This window comes from Rathayibacter sp. VKM Ac-2760, assembly GCF_009834185.1.
GTDB lineage: Bacteria > Actinomycetota > Actinomycetes > Actinomycetales > Microbacteriaceae > Rathayibacter.
In genome coordinates this window covers 3,781,808-3,798,917 of record NZ_CP047173.1, presented here as the reverse complement: position 1 = coordinate 3,798,917, position 17,110 = coordinate 3,781,808, and the positions used below count along the sequence as shown (strand labels likewise).

Sequence of the window (17,110 nt, the reverse complement as noted above, 5' to 3'; positions counted from 1 at the left end):
GTCCTCAGGCCGCGCTCGGCCGTCCTGCTCCGACGCGGCGCGCTGCGGCGAGGCGGAGGAGCACCGTCGCCACGAGCACGACGGCCGCCGCGACCAGCGCGGCGATCCCCGCCGGCACCGAGACGAGCTCGCCGGAGAAGCGGCCGACCGCGACCCAGGTCAGGCCCCAGCAGAGCGAGAGCATCGGCGCGAGGCGCCCGCGACCGGTGACCGCGAGCAGCACCCCGACCAGCGCGGCGACGATCAGCACGACGATCGCCCAGGGCGCGGCGCCGGGTCCGTCGGCGCTGCCGACCCCCGCGCCGACGAGGGCGGCGGCGACGTTGGCCGCCGTCGCGACGCAGACCCAGCCGAGGTAGAGGCCGAACGTGCCGTCGGTGACGATCGCGTCGACGACCCCGCCGGAGCGCGTCGAGCGGAGGATCACGAAGATCCGGGCGAGCACGCCGAGCAGCAGGGCGATCACCACGACGCTGAGCGCGAGCAGTCCGGCCTGCACGACGAGGATCCACGCCGCGTTGAGCAGCAGGCTGGCCACGGCCCAGTAGCCGAGCCGGCGGTGGCGATCGCGCGTGGCCTGCGAGGGGAGGAACTGCCAGATCGCGTAGGCGATCAGTCCGGCGTAGATGACGCTCCAGATCGCGAACGCGGGCCCGTCGGGCGCGACCGGGGTGGAGGAGGCGCTCAGGGCGCCGCCGGCCGCGTCCTGGATCTGCGTGCCGCCCGCCGCCCCCGAGCCGATGAAGGAGCCGACGAGCGCGAGCACCGCGCTGACGGCGACGGCCGACTGGCGGACGCGGTCGGCGCGGGTGGGGGAAGTCGTGGCGGTCATGTCGCTCCTCTATTAGTCAGCTGGCTGAGTAATGAGCGTAGCGTGCTGAGCCGGCCCGGCGTCAGGGTCGGTAGAGCGACCACTCGTCGCGGGGCAGCTCGCAGAGCTCGTCGACGACGCGCAGCTGCCAGCTCGCCGGGGTCGTCCCCTCGAGGCGGCCGTGCCGCGTCTCGCTGGTCCAGCCGTCCCGCGTGCGGACGTACCGGACGAACCGCACATGCTGCCCCTCGGTGGGTGCTCCGCTCGCCGCCATCCTCCGATGGTCCCCGAATGCCGTGCCGCGCGTGCGCTCTTGACATCGGGCCGCTCCATCCGATGCGGGAGGCGCGCCCGGCTGTCGCTGCGGCGCCGCGTCTGCGAGGCTGCCGGAATGGCGACGGAGCAGGACGGCCCTCCGCGGTTCGCGGACCCGCGGCGCCTCGGCGCGGTCGTGGGTCTGATCGGCGCGCTCGTCTTCGCCTTCTCCTACTCTCCCGCGGCTCCGGTGGCGATCGCCGCGCGGATCCTCGTCGGTTCGACGGTGGCCGCGGCCCTGTGGTTCCTCTTCGTCCGGCCGCGTCCTCTCGGCCCGTTCTCGCCGCCGCGGCCGGCGCGCCTCGCGGTCTACGGCGCCTGCGTCGTGCTGGAGTTCGCGCTGATCGCGGCGGGGTCCAGCGCGCTCGCGGCGGCCGGGCGCGGCGAGCTGCGCCCGGCCCTCATCGCCCTCGTCGTCGGCCTGCACTTCGTCCCGTTCGCGTGGGCGTTCTCCGAGCGGATGTTCGCGCTGCTCGGCGGCGTCCTGGTCGTGCTCGGTGCGATCGGCCTGCTCGTCGGCGGCACTGCGGCGGCCGTGCTGTCGGCCGTGGCGTCCGGAGCGGCGATGGCGCTCCTCCTGCTCGCCTACGCCCTCGGCGCCTTCGCGGCGGACCAGGACGGATGAGGCCGGCGGCGGATTCCGAACCCCGTTCCGACCCCGTTGGGAACCCCCTGGATCGAGCGTCCGACCTGGCCTATCCTCATCCGGAGCGGCCCTGACCCTGTTGCTGAAAGCGAAGTCGCGTCGACACCGTACGGGACAGGACCATGAGCGCAGATCAACCGCGGACGGACAGTCCTGCCGCCCCGCCACCGCCGTCCCCGCCGCCCGCTCCGCAGGACCTGCAGACGAGACGGGTGCTCGAGGACCTGCTCGCCGCCCTGCACGAGCCGGGCGCGATCCACTCCGCCGTCGCCGCGGCCGTCTGCGACGCCTGCCGGACGATGCTCGACGTCCTGCCGCTGGCCGAGAGGCTCCGCGGGCACGTGTCGGACGGCCGGATCATGGTCGTCGTGGAGACGGCCGCGGGTCAGCGCCAGTTCGACCCGCGCCGGCTGCTCTGACTCGCGCCGACCGCGATCTCCTCGCCCGGCGGCGCGAAGGCTGAGACTTCGTTCATAGACTGAACGCAGTGTCCGGATGAACGTCGCGTGCGTCCGGGTCGTATGCCCTGCGACGGGCCGCCCGGTCGGTCGGGACGGAGGCGCCGATGGCACTCGCGGCGGTGACGACGATGCGACCGACGCGACCGACGACGATGCGACCGACGACGAGGCGACGAGGGGAGTGGACCGCGATGACGCAGCCCGCTCCGCAGCCGCCGCCCGCCCGCCCCGCCGCGGCCGGCCTCGACCTGACCGCGGCGTTCGACGAGCACGGCCCGGCGCTGCTGGGCTTCGCGGTCAACGCGCTGCGCGACCGCGGTCTCGCCGAGGACTGCGTGCAGGAGACGTTCCTGCGCGCCTGGCGCTCGCGCGAGCGCTACTCGACCGAGCGGGCGAGCGTGCGGACCTGGCTGTTCGCGATCGCGCGGAACGTGATCGTCGACGCCCACCGCTCCGTTCAGCGGCTGCCGCGCATCGTGCCGGCCGAGGTCCTCGACGACGTCGCCGGCGAGCAGGCCGACCCGCTCGAGCCGCTGATGATGGTGGAGGCCCTCGCCCGGCTCTCGCCCGAGCACCGCCAGGTGGTCGTGGCGATCCACCTCCGCGGCGAGAGCTACGCCGAGGTGTCCGCGGCGACGGGCGTCGCGGTCGCGACCCTCCGCACCCGCACGTTCTACGCTCTCAAGGCGCTCCGCACGCATCTCGCGGCGCCCGAGCCGACCCAGGAGGACCGACCGTGACGGATCGTGAGGAGCTGATCGCCGCGGCGCTCGCCGGCGAGCTGTCGGCCGGCGAGGCGGTTGAGCTCGACGCTCTCCGCGCGGAGGACCCGACGATCGACGTCGAGCTCGCCTCGTTCGGCGCGCTGCTCGGCGACCTGCGCGGCGTCGCCCGCTGGGAGGAGCCGGCCCCGTCCGAGGAGCTGCGCGCACGGGTGGCCGCGCTCGCGGAGCCCGCGCCTCCGGTCGCCCTCGCGGACGCCAGGGCCGCTCGGAGCCGGCCCGCGGGCGCCGTTCGCCCGGTCCGAGGCGGCCGCCTCGCGCTCGCCGTCACCGCCGCCGCGGCCTGCCTCGCGCTCGGCGCCGTCGGCGGACTGTCCCTGCAGGCGCTCGCCGACCGCCCGACCGAGGGCGCCCCGGGCACCCTCGGCGCGGTCGAGCCGATCGCGTTCGCCGAGGACTCCGCGCTCGACATCGACGCCTCGCTCGTCGCGCACACCTGGGGCACCGAGACGCTCCTGCGCGGCAGCGGCTTCGCGGTGGGCGAGAGCTACGAGGTCGTCCTCGTCACCGCGGCGGGTCTGCGGCTGCCGTCCGGCTCCTTCCTCGGCAGCACCGCCGAGCTCGACTGCGAGATGAACGCGGCGGTGCTGCGCGCCTCCGTCGCCTCGATCGAGATCACCGACGAGAGCGGCGTCGCCGTCGCGGTCGCCGATCTGCCGGTCGTCGAGAGCTGACCGGCGGCGGCCGGCGGAGCGGCACTCAGCACACCGGCTCTCAGCGCCCCGGCTCTCCGCGCCCCGGCACGAGCCGCGTCAGCCGGCCGATCAGCCACTCCAGCGGACCCGTGCCGGCGAAGCGCCACCAGAGCACGGCGAGCCCCCAGACCCCCAGCACCAGCAGGAGGAACGGGCCGGGCGAGTCGACCACGTAGCCCAGGCCCGCGGCGGCGAAGGCGGCCACCACTCCGACCTGGAGCACGTACACCGAGAGCGCCAGCGACCCGGCCGCGCGGAACGGCGTGAGCACCGCCGCGATCACCGTGCTCGCCGGGCGCCGGCGCACGGTCGCGAGCAGGACGACCACGACGAGCACCGCGAGCACCAGCCCGAGATCGTGCAGGGTGTCGGCGTAGTCGCCCGACTGCGACCCGAGCCCGGCGAACCGCTGCAGCACCGGCCGCACCGGGTAGGCGAGCACGGCGACGACGGCGAGCAGCGCGAGCAGGCGATCGCGGCGGAGGCCGTGCCGCAGCAGGAGCGCGCCGAGCAGGAAGAAGGGGAGCAGATTCGTGACGCGGTAGTGCGGATCGACGAAGCCCCACTGCAGCAGCAGGCCGGCCGGCGACCGCGAGTACAGCACCGCCGGATCGGCCGATGCGGCGACGGCGGCATTCAGCGGGGCGCTCGCCAGGACGATCGCCGCGGCGACGAGCGCGACGACGCGGCTGCGGAGGAGCAGGATCGGCGTCCCGAGCGCGAGGGTGAGGCCGAGGTGCGGCAGCACGATCGCGATCCAGCTGCCCCAGCCGCCCAGCCACAGCCCGAGCGCGACGAGCACCGCCCCGCGGATCAGGTTCTGCACGACGACGCGCGCGCCGGACGCCCGGGTATCGGATGCCCGCCCGCCGGATGCGCCGGGCCGCGCGAGCACCAGCGCCGCCGACATACCCATCACCAGCGCGAACAGCGGCGACGCGAGATCGTTGACGTTGCTCGCCGCGAAGCCGACCGCCCCGCCGCGGACGCTCGGCATCAGCGGCATCGCGTGCGCGATCAGCATCGCGACGATCGCGATCCCGCGCAGCGCGTCCGGCACCGCCAGCCGCCCGGGCTGCAGCCGCGGAGCGGTCGGCGCGGCGCTCCGAACGGTCGTGGTCGCATCCATGGGGGAGAGGCTACGGCGTGCCCGCCCGCCGGCGTCCGCCGTCGCGCGCCCCGCCGCCCCCACCTCGCGCCACCCGCGCCCCGCCGCCCGCTCGCGCCCGGGTCTGCCGCACCTCCGGCTCGCGAATCGTGCTCCGGCTCGTCGGATCGGTCGGTTTCCGCGTGCCGGAGGTGTTTCTGCGTGCCGGAGTTGTCCGGTGCGCGCTTGCGCCCGGGTCTGCCGTACCTTCGGCTCGCGAATCGTGCTCCGGCTCGTCGAATCGGCCGGTTTCCGCGTGCCGGAGGTGTTTCTGCGTGCCGGAGGCGTCCGGTGCGCGCTCGCGCCCGGGTCTGCCGTACCTTCGGCTCGCGAATCGTGCTCCGGCTCGTCGGATCGGTCGGTTTCCGCGTGCCGGAGGTGCTTCCACGAGCCGGAGGTCACGGCTTCGGGTGACACACGACGCGATCGGCAGGTGGGCGAGGCATGCTGGAGGGATGACCGACGCGACCCCGCCCGCCCCGTCCGCCGAACCAGCCCCGCCCGCCGCAACCCCGCCCGCCGCCCCGCGCCCCGCCGACCGCCGCGCGCGACCCGCCCGCCCGCAGCACGTGCTGACCGTGCTCCGGACCGAGCGCCTCACCGAGCACTTCGTGCGCGTGCACCTCGGCGGCGACGGCTTCGACGCGTTCGTGCAGGGCGCCGACCCCGACCGCCTCGCCGCGACCGACCGCTACGTCAAGCTGCTGCTCGCCCCGCCCGGCGTCGCCCTCGAGCCGCCGCACGACCTCGACGCGCTCCGTGCCCGCCTAGCGCCCGAGGAGCTGCCGGTGCGCCGCACCTACACGATCCGCTCGGTCGACCTCGAGGCGCGCAGCCTCGCCGTCGACTTCGTGCTGCACGGCGACGAGGGCGTGGCCGGCCCCTGGGCCGCCTCCGCGCGCCCCGGCGACCGGATCGAGATGTCCGCACCCGGCGGCGCCTGGGCACCCAGCGCGTCGGCCGCGAACCTCCTCCTCGGCGACGAGTCGGCGCTCCCGGCGATCGCCGCGGCGCTGGAGGCGATGCCCGCCGATGCGCGCGGGACCGCCCTGATCGAGGTGCACGGCGCCGCCGACGAGCTGCCGCTGACCGCCCCGGCCGGGGTCGAGGTGCGCTGGCTGCACCGCGGCGACGAGGAGGCGGGCCACGCGCTCACCGCCGCCGTCCGCGAGCTGCGGCGCCCCGAGGGCGCCGTCGAGGTCTTCGCGCACGGCGAGCGGACCGCGATGAAGCGGCTCCGCGCGATCCTGCAGGACGACTGGGGCGTCGCGCGCGCCGCGCTCTCGCTGTCGGCCTACTGGGCGCTCGGCCGCGCCGAGGACCGCTTCCAGGCCGAGAAGCGCGAGCCGGTCGGCGCGATCTTCGCCGACTGACGCCCCGAGCTCGGACGACGAAGGGCCCCGGCGTGCGCGCAGCACACCGGGGCCCTCCTGGTCAGGCGGTCGTCACTCCGCGGGTCACACCCGCTTCAGCGTGATCGCGGGGCTCGTCCCGGCGTTGCCCGCCGCGTCGACGGCCTTGGCCGTCACCGAGTAGGTGCCCTTCGGGAAGACCGCGGTGTTCACCGTCAGCGACCAGGTGCCGTCGGACGCCTGGCTGGCGTCGCCGAGCTTCGTGGTGCCGACCCAGTAGCTGAGACCGGTCACCGCGACGTCGTCGGCGGCCGACGCCGTCAGGGTGATCGCGCCGCTGACCGAGGTCCCGGAGCTCGGCGAGAGGATCGTCGCCGTCGGAGCCGTGCGGTCGACCGGGGCGGGGGTGGCCGTCGGGGTCGGGGTGGCGGTCGGCGTCGGCGTGGCGGTCGGCGTCGGCGTCGCGGTCGGCGTGGCGGTCGGCGTCGGCGTGGCGGTCGGCTCAGCGGTGGGGGTGGCCGTCGGCGTCGCGGTCGCGGTCGGCGTCGCGGTCGGCGTCGGCGCGGTCACCGTGCCGAACTGGTCGGCGCCGGCGGTGCGGGAGCCCATGGTCTGGCCGTCGAAGTCCGTCGCCGCCGCAGTGGTCGAGCCCCAGCCCGCGATCGTCGCCTGCTGGGCGTCGACGAGGTGCAGATCGCCGCCGGTCCTGCCCGCGAAGCCCGGGTTGCCGGCGACGTTCCCCTGGGTGTTCAGCAGCTGCGGGGTCTTGCAGAGCTTCGTGTTCCAGCCGATGACGAGGGTGTTCGTCATCGGAGAGGTGCAGGAGGACAGGTAGCCGACGATGTTGCGGTCGAACACCGTGGCGGTGGCGCCCCCGACGCGGAGCGCGCCGTCGAGGAAGGTGTTGTTGCGGATCAGGAGGTTCCTCGCCGTCTTCTCCGTGAAGTCGGCCACCGAGCCGCCGCGGCAGTCGGCGGAGACCACGATGCAGCCCTGCACGAAGTTCGACTCGACGGTGATGTCGCTCATGCCCTTGCCACTGCCCGGGGAGAAGATGATCCCGGCGTTGTAGCAGTTCCTGAGGGAGTTGCCGCGGAGCGTGACGCCCGTGCTCTCGAAGACCTGCACGCAGTCGGCGTGCAGGCCGTTGTCGGTGTTCTGGTCGAAGTCGCGCACCACGTTGTTCTCGACGAGCGCGTTCGTCGCGCCGCCGACCTGGATGCCGTCGATCGACGAGCCGTTCTCGAACAGCGAGTCGCGGACGATCACGTTGGCGCTGCGGACGAAGATGCCCGCGCCGTCGATGTGCATCCGGTTCACCGTGATGCCCGAGCCGTAGGTGTAGAAGGTGCTCCTCGAGAAGATGTCGTTCCACACCGTGTTCGGCGTGTACACCTTCGTCGAGCCGAGGACCGGCGAGGCGCCGGGCGCGGGCCGGACGGTGACGGGAGCGGCGACGGTCGCCTTCCCGCCCTTGAGGTCCGCCGTCGGGTAGGTGCCGGAGGTGAGCAGCACGGTGTCACCGGCGGCGGCGCTCTGCACCGCGGTGGTCAGGGCGCACGGAGCGGCTGCGGAGCAGACCGTTCCCGTGCCGTTCGGGGAGGCGTAGCGGTTCGCCGCCGCGAAGCCGGGCGCGGCCGCGAAGAACGCGGCGATCACGACCAGCAGAGCGGCGAGAGTCGCGCTGAGCGTTCGAGTCATGGGCGTGGTGTCCAATCGGGGAAGGTGTGAGCGGGGACTCGGGGCTGGGAAAGGGGAACAGGGAAGTCGAGGGGAGGCCGGGCCGGGCCGCGGCGGTGCGCACCGGGCGAACGGGGGGCGACTCCGTACACTGGGCGCGGCGGGAGCGTCCCCGGCGGCCGGGCACCACCGATGCATCCGCCGCCGAGCCCTCGCCCAGACGGACGGACGCGGCGACGGGCCGCCTCCGCCACCGAGAAGGACGGCTCCGCGACGGGGCCGGGAACGGGATCGCTGTGAGCGGAACGGCTTCGCGAGTCAGGAACATGCTGGGCGGGCTGCGCAAGCGCACGGCCCCGCTGCTGAAGAGCCCGGCGGTGCTCTCGCTCGGAGCGCGCGGCGTCTTCCTCGACGCGCCGCGGCTGCGCAGTGCCCGCCGCTCGGGGAGCGCCTCGGGTCGCGCGATCCTCATCGCGCCCCCCGGAGCCGGCAACATCGGCGACGCGGCGCTGGTCGGCGCGTTCCTCGAGAACGTGGCCGGGCCGATCACCGTGATCACCCGCTACAAGGGCGACTTCCGCATCCCCGCCGAGCAGGCCGACCGCGTCGAGATCGTCTCGCTGGGCACCCTGCTCTACGGCGGACTGCCGAGCTTCGTCCGCGACCTGCGCCGCTTCCGGGCCATGCTGCCCGGCGCCGCGTCGGTCTCGATCGTCGGCGCGGACATCATGGACGGCGCCTACAACTTCCGCGCCTCGACCAGCCGGGCGCTCGTCGCCCGCAGCGCGGCGTCGGCCGGCCTGAACACCCGCGTGCTCGGCTTCAGCTGGAACGGCAAGGCGCACCCGGGTGCCCTCGCGCAGCTCCGCGACGCCGACCGCGCCGGCACGACCCTCTTCCTCCGCGACCCGCTCTCGGTCGAGCGCGCCCGCCGCGACGGACTCGACGCCAAGGCCTCCGCGGACATCGTCTTCTCGGCGCGCTCCGTCGACCAGGGCCGCGCGAGCACCGAGCTCGACGCGCTGGACACCTCCGGCGGCATCGCGATCGTCAACGTCTCCGGCCTCATCGACACCGACCAGACCGGCGCGTACGTCGAGATCATCGGCGACCTGCGCGCCCGCGGCCTCGCGGTCGTGCTGCTCCCGCACGTGATCAAGCACGGACCGGACGACCTCGCGGCCTGCCGCAAGGTCTTCGCGGCCCTGCCGGACACGGCGGGCGTCGCCTTCGTCGAGGACGTGCTCACCCCCGCGGAGGTGCGCGGCTTCACCGAGCGCGCGACCGTCACCGTCACCGGCCGGATGCACCTCGCGATCATGTCCCTGATGAAGGGCGTCCCCGCGATCACGCTCGCCACCCAGGGCAAGGTCGAGGGCCTGATGGCGATGTTCGAGCTGCCCTACCTCTGCGTCGAGCCGGGCGCCGGCCTCGCCGCGCGCGTGGGCGCCGCTCTCGAGCGCGTCCTCTCCGACCGCGAGAGCGTGTCCGCCGCGATCCTCGCGAAGCTGCCCGCCGTCCAGGAGCTCAGCGCCGCGAACTTCGCCGGCCTGCCGCGCGCCTGAGCGCGGCGCACCCTCGCGGCCGCCGGGGGCGGTCGCGGGGGTCGTCGCACGGGTCGTCGGCACGGTCGTCGGCACGGGGCGTCCTTCCGGGCGTCGAGAGCGGAGGAGCGACCCGGCCCACGGCCCGCGGCACTGCGGGGAGGGGAGTCGCTCAGGAGGTCGGCCGGGTGACTCCGGCGCTACTGCTGCGACCCTAGGCGGGGGCCCGGAACCCCTGTCCGCAATGAAGGTTCCTCCGGAGGGGTGTTCCCGTTCAGGGGGCGCGGTCCGATCCGACGCGCCGCACGTCCGACGGATCGCGCCGGACAGCGCCCGATCGGGCCTCGAGGCGCCGCGAGCGCGCCGCGAGTGCGCCGCGAGTGCGCCGCGACCTCGGGCTCGCGGAATCGCGCTCGGCTCGCGGAATCGCGCCGGTTCTCGCGTGCCGGACGGGGTTCCGCGTGCCGGACCTGCGCTCGGGGCGGGGCGGAGTGCGCTCGGCTCGTGAAAGCGCGCTGGGCTCGCGGGAATCCGCGGATCCGGCGTGCCGGAGGTGTTTCGGCGTGCCCGAGGTGCGTCGAGTGGTCGTCGGAGGGTCGCCCGGCTCGCGAGAACACCTTCGGCTCGTGGAATCGCGTTCGGCTCGCCGAATCCGACGGTTTCCGCGTGCCCGGGGTGTTTCCGCGTGCCGGAGGTGCGTGCCGGAGGTGCTCCCGGGCGGGGCGTCGTCAGACGAGGCGCGCGCCGCTGAAGCGGTCGATCGGGGCGGCGCGGCGCATCGCGCGCTCGTGCATCCGGCGGAACGGCTCGGTGAGCACCCCGTTCGAGCGGTCGAGCGCGTCCTGCCGAGCGACGATCTCGCCGAGCTGCACCGCCAGGTCGGCCCGCAGCGCCGCCTCGTCGACGGTCGTCGACTCGCCGCCGACCACGACGATCCGCCCGGCGACGATCACGGTGTCGATCGACGAGCCGTTCTCGGAGTAGACCAGCTGGTTCTCCAGGCGCTGACGCGGGGTGAACGCGAGGGTCTCGAGGTCGAAGAGCACGAGGTCGGCCTGCTTGCCCACCTCGATGCTGCCGGTCACGTCGCCGAGCACGGCACTGCGCGCACCGCCGATCGTGCCCGCTGTGAGCACCTCCGCCACGGTCGGCCAGGTCGTCAGGTCCGGGTCGGTCACCTTGTGCAGCAGGGCCGCCGCCTTGACGACGTCGAGCATCCGCGGCGAATCACTGCTCGAGCAGCCGTCGGTGCCGAGCCCGAGGTTGACCCCTGCGTCGTGCAGCGCGCGCCAGGGTGCGATGCCCGAGCCGAGCTTGAGGTTCGAGATCGGATTGTGCGAGACGGAGGTGCCCGCCGCCGCGATCGCCGCCATGTCGGAGTCGGTCAGCCAGATCCCGTGCGCGAAGGTCGTGTTCGTGGAGAGGGCGCCGATCCGCGCCATGTACTCGACGAGCGTCGAGCCGTGGAACTCCTCCCCGGTGACCAGCTGCGTCTTCGTCTCGAGGACGTGGACGTGGCATTCCGCGCCGTGCTCGAGCGCCAGCTCCGTCGCGCCGACCAGCAGATCCGCGTCGACCCGCTGCGGGGCCGACGGCGCGACCATGTAGCGCAGGCGCCCGCCGCCGCGGCCGTGCTGGGTGGCGAAGGCGGTGCGACTGAAGTCGAGGTAGCCCTCGGTGGTCGGCCGCGCCGCGGCGCGGACCGAGTCGAGGATCTCGGCCGGCAGGTACTCGGCGACGAACGGCATCGTCTCGAAGAACGGCCGACTGATCACGTGGCCGGAGATGTTCGCGCGGATCCCGATCTCGTCGTAGGCGTCGAAGACCGCGGCGAGCTGCTCCGCGTCCTGGTCCGGATTCTCGAGCACGTCGTCGACGAGCGTCGTGACGCCGGCTTTCAGCGACTCGAGCGCGAACAGCGACGAGCGCAGCCGCACCAGATCCGGAGCGACGCGGCTGTCGCCGAGGATCGGGTAGGACAGCAGCATCCACAGCTCGAGCGGCAGGTTGTCGTAGCGGCCCTTGTACAGGTACTCCCACGAGTGGGTGTGCGCGTTGACGAAGCCCGGCGTGACGAGCCGGTCGCGCCCGTCGATGACCTCGTCGCCCGGCTCGGGCTCGAGCCCCGGGCCGATCGCAGTGATGACGTCGTCGACGATGCGGATGCTCGCCGTGATCGGGACGGCGCCCGAGACGGCGTCCATGGTGACGACGGCGGCGTCGGTGATGAGGAGGGGCATGGCGGTTCCGTTCGTGGTGGTGCGGCAGGTGGTGGTGCGGCAGGTGGTGGTGCGGCAGGTGGTGGTGCGGCAGGGAGGAGAGGGGCGGAGCGACGGGTCCGGCTACCCGAGGACGGGCTCGGCCGAGCGCGGCTCCGCCTCCACGGCCGCGCGCCGGGCCACCCACGACGCGGCGTCGCCGCGCCCGAGCAGCAGGTAGGCGAGCCCCGCCGAGACACCGCCCGCGAGCCAGGACACGTCGACCCCGCCGAGCGCGGTCGCGGCCGGCCCCTGCAGGGCCGGCACGGAGCCGTTCATGAACAGCCAGGTCAGCGTCGCGCCGATCGCGAAGGAGAGCAGCGCGCGCCAGCGCACGTCCGGCAGCAGCGGCGAGCCGACCGGCGCGAACAGGTGACCGAACGAGCGCACCCGCGGCTCGAACACCGTGTAGTGCACGAGCACGATCGCGCCCCAGGGAGCGACCCAGCCGACCAGGCCGACCAGCCAGGCGTCGAGCGTGGTCGCCAGGTCGTCCTGGAAGACGAAGAACACGGCGGCGGCGAAGGCGAGCACGCCGACGATCAGGCTGAGCGCCCGGCGGCCGAGGCGGATGTCGAGCGCCTGGGTGGCCATCCCGAACGAGTAGATGTTGAGCACGTTGGTCGCGATCGGCCCGTGCACGACGAGCAGCAGCACCGGGATCGCGAGGGCGCCGAAGTTCTCCACGATCAGCTGACCGGGATCGACCGAGCCGTTCTTCGTGGCGAGGGTCGCGCCGAGCACGCCGAGCCAGACGACGGGGATGAACTGACCGAGCACGCTCGCGAAGTAGAGCTTCCGGCGCGGGGCGCTCGGGCTGACGAAGCGGGAGTAGTCGCCGGCGTAGGCGAGCCAGGTCAGGCCCCAGCCGATCCCGATCGCGGTCATCACGATCGACATGGCCGCGATCCTGTCGCCGCCGGTGAGGGCGCCCTCGGCGGGGCCGGCGTAGGACCAGTCGATGTCGAGGAAGAACCAGGCGACGATCGACATCACGGCCAGCACCACCAGTGTCGGCGGCACCGTCCAGCGCTCGAACGCGGCGATGGCCCGGTAGCCGAGGAAGGAGATCGCGACCTGGACCGCCATGATCACCGCGGCGACGGCGATCTTCCAGCCGAGGTTCGCCGCCTCCGGATCGACGAGGCCGACGGAGCCGAGCAGCGCGATCACCAGGTCGAGCACGATCCAGGTGTTGATGGCGCACCAGCCGATGACCACGACGGCCTGGATCGCGGCGGGCGCGTAGTTGCCGCGGCGGCCGAAGACCGCGCGGCCGACGAGCATCCCGGTCGCGCCGGTGCGCTGGCCGAGCAGCACGAAAAAGCCGAAGACGGCCATGCCGACGACGTTGCCGAGCACGAGGACGGTGATCGTGTCCCAGAGACCGAGGCCCATGTTGACGCCCAGGGCGCCGAGGACCCAGTTGATCGGGGCGATGTTGGCGCCGGCCCAGATCCAGAACTGCCCGTCGAGTCGCGCGGTGCGGCGGCTGTCGGGCAGCGGACTCAGGGCGTCCTCGGTGTCGTGCAGGGTGTCGGAGCTCATGGGTGGATCCTCTCGAAGCGTGAGGTGGAGCGGGGGGTCGGAGCGGGGAACGGTGGACAGCACCGCGGCCGAGCGGGCTGGGGAGGAACGCGGCGGGTCGGGCTCCACCCTCGCGGCGGGCCGTTTCCGCGATCGTGTCCCCGTGTAAATTCGCGGTGACGAGGGAGGACGTTCTGCATGGTGATCCCGCTCTCCGAGGTCCTGCTCGACCCGCTCCTCGCCGCCGCGGAGCCCCTCCTCGTCGCGGGTGGGCCGGCCGCCGGGCGGGTGCCGATCCGCTGGGCGCACGCGAGCGAGCAGCTCGATGTGGCGCCCCTGCTCCTGGGCGGCGAGCTGCTGCTGATGGAGGGGGTGAACCTCGCCTCGGACCTGGATGCCCAGGAGTGCCGCCGCTACGTGGAATCCCTGGTCACGGCGGGAGTCGGCGCGCTCGCGGTCGAGCTCTCGGAGCGCCTGCCGAGAGTGCCGGCGCCGCTCGTCGAGGCCGCGGACGAGCACGGTCTCGCGGTGCTCGCGCTGCCCCGCCGCGTGCCGTTCGTCCAGGTCTGCGAGAGCATCAACACCCGGCTCACCGAGCAGAAGTTCCGGAGTCTGCGGGTGGCGGACAGATTGTCCGGTCTTCTCGGCGAGGCGGCGGCGGCGGACGCCGGGATCGACGAGCTGCTGCGCGTGGTCGCGACCGCGACCGGTGCCTCCGCGGCGCTCGTCTCCCCCGCGGGCGAGGAGATCGTGCGCGCGCACCCGGGGCGCGGCGTCGACACCGGACGCACCGCCGGCGCCTCGTCCGGAGTGCTGCGGGCCGGCGACTCCCTGCTGGGCACGCTCTACCTCCGCGCCCACGACGAGTCCGACCTGCATGCCGTCGCCGTCGCGCTCGACCGCGCCCCGGACGTGCTCGCCATCGCCCTGCTCCAGCAGCGACCGCCGACGGCTCGCGAGCGCCTCACCGCGCAGCTCTTCGCGGTCGCCACCGCGCAGACGCCGCGGCCCGACCCGAGCGCGGAGCTGCAGATCGACGCGCTGCTCGGCCGTCTCGGGCTGAGCGGGCGGGAGTGCTTCCTCGGCGTCTGGGCCGATGTCGGCGACGACGAGCGCACCCTCCGGGCTGTCCGCTCGGCGCTCCAGGCGACGGCGGAGGCGATGCTCTGCGTGGCCGGCGGGGAGCTGCTCGCGCTCCTGCCCTTCGCGGACGTCGTCGCGCGGGAGCGGGCGCGGGCCGTGCTCCTGGACGCCTGGCCCGACGGGGCGGGGGCTGCAGCGCTGGTCTGCGTGGGCAGCGGAGCGGACGAGCACGCCGGCGTGCCGCGGCAGCTCGCCGAGGTCCGCGGCGTCCGGGCGTGGACGCGCGCCGCGACCGGCGTCGTCGACGCACGACTGCACCGGCTCGAGCGCTTCGCCAGCACCCTGCGGGACGACGCGGAGGCCGACGACCTGGTGGAGGAGGTGCTCGGCCCCCTGCGCCGCGGACGCCCGGAGCTGCTGCTCACCCTCGAGACGCTCGCGTCGCACTGGGGGAGCAGGACCGCCACCTCGGCCGCCCTCGGCATCGGCCGGCAGACGCTCTACGACCGCCTCGCCCGCATCGAGTCCCTGATCGGACCGCTCGACGCCTCCCCGGCCCGCACCCGCGTGCTGCTCGCCGCCGTCGCCCTCCACCGCGCCCGCACCGCCCTGCCGCCGGCCGCCCCGCGCTCGACCCGCCCGTTCCCGCCGCCGCCGGAGCGCTGACCGCGTGCTCGCCGGCGGCGGGGCCTCAGCGCGGCGGCAGCGCGGCGCCGGCGACGGCCGAGCTGCCGAGGTCGCTCTGAGGGAGTGCGTCGCCGGCGGTGACGGCGTCGGTCCAGGCGGCGGTCGTGGCGACGGCGGCGAAGTTGGAGTTCAGCAGGGCGAGCAGAGTGGTGTGCACGGTCTCGGCGTCGACGGAGCCGGCGGCGTTCGAGATCGCGATCGCGCCGGTCGCGTCGGAGAGCACCTCCGCGGTGAGCCCGTGCGTCTCGGCCTCGGCCGCCGAGGCGAGGATGCAGTTGTTGGTCATGTAGCCGACCAGGGTGATCGTGTCGACGTCGTGCTCCCGCAGCCAGGCGAGCAGGTCGGTGCCGGCGAAGACGGTGCCGTACTGCTTGGTGATCGACGCCCAGTCGTCGCTCCGGCGGCGCTCGATCTCGGGGTGCAGCTCGAAGCCCGGGGTGCCGGGCGCGAAGACGGGCGCGCCCTCGCCGCTGCTGTGCCGGATCGCCGCGATCGGCAGGCCGGCGGCCGTCGCCGCATCGAGCGCGGCGGTGATGGCGGGCAGGGAGGACGAGTGCGGCGGGAAGCGGATCTCGAGCGGCCCGGCGAAGTACTCCTGCTGGACGTCGACGAGGATCAGGGCGCGGCGGGGTGAGGTCATGGTGGGTCTCCTGGATCGGGGGTGGTGGATCGGGGGTGGTGGATCGGGGTGGTCGATCGGCGTGGTGCTGATCGGCGTCCGTCAGAACGGGGCGGGTCCGTCGACGAAGTGCGGTCGCGGCGGCGGGTCGGGTGGTCGCCCCGGGAGCGGGGGTGGCCGGGTGCTGATCCGCCGTCCGGTCGGCGTCGTCCAGGTGATGGACCCGTCCTCGTCGTCCCTGTCGTAGCTCCACTGGTCGCCGTGCCGGACGTGGTGGTGGGAGGTGCAGAGCGAGACGAGGTTCTCGAGCGAGGTCTCGCCGCCGTTGCGCCACTCGATCGAGTGATCGGCCTCCGAGCTACTGGCGCTGCGGGTGCAGCCGGGGAAGCGGCAGGTCTGGTCTCGGAGCTGGAGGTGCAGGCGCATCTGCGGCGGTGGCACGCGCCAGGTCCGGCCGACCGAGACGACCGCGCCGGTGTCCGGATCGGTGAGGACCCGCGTGAACGACGCGGCAGTGCGGATCAGCTCCCGGGCGATCTCCGCGGGGACGGGTCCGTAGCCGTCGAGGTCCGCGGGGGCGTCGTCGAGGCCGACCGCGGTGGACGCGGCGAGCGTGAGGCGCACCTCGGCGCGGATGCCCGGGACGAACGTCGGGTCCGGCCGGTGCTCGGCGTCGGGGGTGGTGCCGGCGATGTCGCCGTCGCAGAGCAGATCGATCGCCGCGTCCGCGCTGAGCTGTTGCAGGGTGCGCGGGTCGCCCTCGTCCCGAAGTGTCCGGGCGATGCGCCGGAGCCGCTCGTAGGCGCCCGTCACCGTCGGGGCGGGACCGTGCAGACACAGCGTCGCCATGCCGTCCACGTCCGGCGTGACCCACACGGCCCGGTCTTCCTTCGCGCGTGCGTGGCGCTCGGCGAGGGGCTGCTCGTGCAGCTCCTCTCGCCAGCGGGTCAGGGCGCGACGCAACTGCGCGGTGGTCATGGTCAACGCCGCGTCGGCCGCGCGCTCGTCGACTGCCGTGCGGGAGGCTTCGGGGAGACTGCTCGCGGTTCTGCAGATCGCCTCGCCGACCTCCCACAGGATCTTCGCGTCGCGTAGCAGCGCGCGGGTGAGGGGGAGGTGCTCCATCAGCATCTGTGCGGTCTCGAGGCGGCGGGACACCTCCCGCTCCGACTGGCTGTACGCCACCGCGAGCTCGGCGCGGATGGAGCGCTCGACCAGGTCGCGGGTCTCACTGCGCGACGCGCCGCGGGCGAACGCGTCCGGGATCGCGAGCGCGAGCCGGTAGCCACGGTGCAGGCGCTCGGCCGCCCGAAGGCGCGTCGGGGAAGTGGAGCGCTCATCGTCGGCGGAGCCGTCGAAGCAGTCGCGCACCTCCGCGAGTGCTGCCACATCCTCATCTTCTTTCATACGAGTATCCAAGCAGCGGCCACCGACATGCGAACGGCGTGCTGTGTTGTTCGGGGACAGCGCGGTCGGATGACGGGCTGGGGAGGAGGCTCGCTC

General features: G+C 74.1%; 15 protein-coding genes. 7 read left to right on the top strand and 8 right to left on the bottom strand.

Translation table 11 applies throughout. The features are described from left to right. Nucleotides 1-4 precede the first annotated feature (4 nt). Nucleotides 5-832 (bottom strand): tryptophan-rich sensory protein, encoded by an 828-nt coding sequence (locus GSU72_RS17455; RefSeq protein WP_159986175.1) that lies wholly within the window; start codon nt 830-832, stop codon nt 5-7. A gap of 61 nt (nt 833-893) precedes the next feature. Further along, the gene (locus GSU72_RS17450; RefSeq protein WP_159986174.1) at nt 894-1,085 is read right to left on the bottom strand and encodes a hypothetical protein; all 192 of its coding nucleotides are present in this window, start codon (nt 1,083-1,085) and stop codon (nt 894-896) included. A 117-nt stretch (nt 1,086-1,202) separates the two neighbouring features. Here GSU72_RS17450 and GSU72_RS17445 point away from each other — a divergent pair, with 117 nt between their 5' ends. The 4 genes from GSU72_RS17445 (at nt 1,203) to GSU72_RS17430 (ending at nt 3,689) form a co-directional block, all read left to right on the top strand. Continuing rightward, complete coding sequence (locus GSU72_RS17445) at nt 1,203-1,751, top strand: hypothetical protein (RefSeq protein WP_159986173.1); 549 nt, start codon at nt 1,203-1,205, stop codon at nt 1,749-1,751. A 233-nt stretch (nt 1,752-1,984) separates the two neighbouring features. Next, nucleotides 1,985-2,191, top strand: a complete 207-nt coding sequence (locus tag GSU72_RS17440; protein WP_159986172.1) for a hypothetical protein — start codon at nt 1,985-1,987, stop codon at nt 2,189-2,191. A 233-nt stretch (nt 2,192-2,424) separates the two neighbouring features. After that, a complete protein-coding gene (locus GSU72_RS17435; RefSeq protein WP_159986171.1) occupies nt 2,425-2,973 on the top strand; it encodes a sigma-70 family RNA polymerase sigma factor in 549 nt (182 codons plus the stop codon). Beyond that, nucleotides 2,970-3,689: a hypothetical protein gene (locus tag GSU72_RS17430; RefSeq protein ID WP_159986170.1), complete on the top strand. Its 720-nt coding sequence runs from the start codon at nt 2,970-2,972 to the stop codon at nt 3,687-3,689. The genes GSU72_RS17435 and GSU72_RS17430 overlap by 4 nt, the downstream gene beginning before the upstream one ends. A 40-nt stretch (nt 3,690-3,729) precedes the next feature. Here the strand turns inward: GSU72_RS17430 and GSU72_RS17425 are convergent, their stop codons facing one another. After that, on the bottom strand, nt 3,730-4,839 hold the full coding sequence (locus GSU72_RS17425; RefSeq protein ID WP_159986169.1) for a DUF418 domain-containing protein: 1,110 nt from the start codon (nt 4,837-4,839) through the stop codon (nt 3,730-3,732). Nucleotides 4,840-5,312: 473 nt separating this feature from the next. On the opposite strand from GSU72_RS17425, the gene GSU72_RS17420 reads away from it, so the two are divergent. Continuing rightward, a complete protein-coding gene (locus GSU72_RS17420; protein ID WP_159986168.1) occupies nt 5,313-6,230 on the top strand; it encodes a siderophore-interacting protein in 918 nt (305 codons plus the stop codon). An 84-nt stretch (nt 6,231-6,314) separates the two neighbouring features. Here GSU72_RS17420 and GSU72_RS17415 read toward each other — a convergent pair whose 3' ends face one another. Further along, nucleotides 6,315-7,910, bottom strand: a complete 1,596-nt coding sequence (locus tag GSU72_RS17415) for an Ig-like domain-containing protein (protein ID WP_159986167.1) — start codon at nt 7,908-7,910, stop codon at nt 6,315-6,317. A 305-nt stretch (nt 7,911-8,215) separates the two neighbouring features. Between GSU72_RS17415 and GSU72_RS17410 the strand changes: the two genes are divergently transcribed. Beyond that, a complete protein-coding gene (locus GSU72_RS17410) occupies nt 8,216-9,454 on the top strand; it encodes a polysaccharide pyruvyl transferase family protein (RefSeq protein WP_159986166.1) in 1,239 nt (412 codons plus the stop codon). Between the two features lie 707 nt (nt 9,455-10,161). Here the strand turns inward: GSU72_RS17410 and GSU72_RS17405 are convergent. Next, a complete protein-coding gene (locus GSU72_RS17405; RefSeq protein ID WP_159986165.1) occupies nt 10,162-11,673 on the bottom strand; it encodes an amidohydrolase in 1,512 nt (503 codons plus the stop codon). A 102-nt stretch (nt 11,674-11,775) separates the two neighbouring features. Continuing rightward, complete coding sequence (locus GSU72_RS17400) at nt 11,776-13,239, bottom strand: cytosine permease (protein WP_159986164.1); 1,464 nt, start codon at nt 13,237-13,239, stop codon at nt 11,776-11,778. Nucleotides 13,240-13,416: 177 nt separating this feature from the next. Between GSU72_RS17400 and GSU72_RS17395 the strand changes: the two genes are divergently transcribed. Next, a complete protein-coding gene (locus GSU72_RS17395) occupies nt 13,417-14,967 on the top strand; it encodes a PucR family transcriptional regulator ligand-binding domain-containing protein (protein ID WP_159986163.1) in 1,551 nt (516 codons plus the stop codon). 25 nt (nt 14,968-14,992) lie between these two features. Here GSU72_RS17395 and GSU72_RS17390 read toward each other — a convergent pair whose 3' ends face one another. Continuing rightward, nucleotides 14,993-15,628 carry an isochorismatase family protein gene (locus GSU72_RS17390; protein ID WP_159986162.1) on the bottom strand — a complete coding sequence of 212 codons (636 nt, stop codon included), beginning with the start codon at nt 15,626-15,628 and terminating at the stop codon, nt 14,993-14,995. Nucleotides 15,629-15,709: 81 nt separating this feature from the next. Continuing rightward, nucleotides 15,710-17,014 (bottom strand): HNH endonuclease signature motif containing protein, encoded by a 1,305-nt coding sequence (locus GSU72_RS17385; protein WP_159986161.1) that lies wholly within the window; start codon nt 17,012-17,014, stop codon nt 15,710-15,712. Nucleotides 17,015-17,110 lie beyond the last annotated feature (96 nt).

What these genes read in the sequence shown, in the direction of transcription:
- GSU72_RS17390 (WP_159986162.1), bottom strand. Translation starts at nt 15,628, where the DNA reads ATGACCTCACCCCGCCGCGCCCTGATCCTCGTCGACGTCCAGCAGGAG.
- GSU72_RS17425 (WP_159986169.1), bottom strand. Translation starts at nt 4,839, where the DNA reads ATGGATGCGACCACGACCGTTCGGAGCGCCGCGCCGACCGCTCCGCGG.
- GSU72_RS17400 (WP_159986164.1), bottom strand. Translation starts at nt 13,239, where the DNA reads ATGAGCTCCGACACCCTGCACGACACCGAGGACGCCCTGAGTCCGCTG.
- GSU72_RS17445 (WP_159986173.1), top strand. Translation starts at nt 1,203, where the DNA reads ATGGCGACGGAGCAGGACGGCCCTCCGCGGTTCGCGGACCCGCGGCGC.
- GSU72_RS17435 (WP_159986171.1), top strand. Translation starts at nt 2,425, where the DNA reads ATGACGCAGCCCGCTCCGCAGCCGCCGCCCGCCCGCCCCGCCGCGGCC.
- GSU72_RS17405 (WP_159986165.1), bottom strand. Translation starts at nt 11,673, where the DNA reads ATGCCCCTCCTCATCACCGACGCCGCCGTCGTCACCATGGACGCCGTC.
- GSU72_RS17450 (WP_159986174.1), bottom strand. Translation starts at nt 1,085, where the DNA reads ATGGCGGCGAGCGGAGCACCCACCGAGGGGCAGCATGTGCGGTTCGTC.
- GSU72_RS17395 (WP_159986163.1), top strand. Translation starts at nt 13,417, where the DNA reads ATGGTGATCCCGCTCTCCGAGGTCCTGCTCGACCCGCTCCTCGCCGCC.
- GSU72_RS17420 (WP_159986168.1), top strand. Translation starts at nt 5,313, where the DNA reads ATGACCGACGCGACCCCGCCCGCCCCGTCCGCCGAACCAGCCCCGCCC.
- GSU72_RS17385 (WP_159986161.1), bottom strand. Translation starts at nt 17,014, where the DNA reads ATGAAAGAAGATGAGGATGTGGCAGCACTCGCGGAGGTGCGCGACTGC.
- GSU72_RS17455 (WP_159986175.1), bottom strand. Translation starts at nt 832, where the DNA reads ATGACCGCCACGACTTCCCCCACCCGCGCCGACCGCGTCCGCCAGTCG.
- GSU72_RS17410 (WP_159986166.1), top strand. Translation starts at nt 8,216, where the DNA reads ATGCTGGGCGGGCTGCGCAAGCGCACGGCCCCGCTGCTGAAGAGCCCG.
- GSU72_RS17415 (WP_159986167.1), bottom strand. Translation starts at nt 7,910, where the DNA reads ATGACTCGAACGCTCAGCGCGACTCTCGCCGCTCTGCTGGTCGTGATC.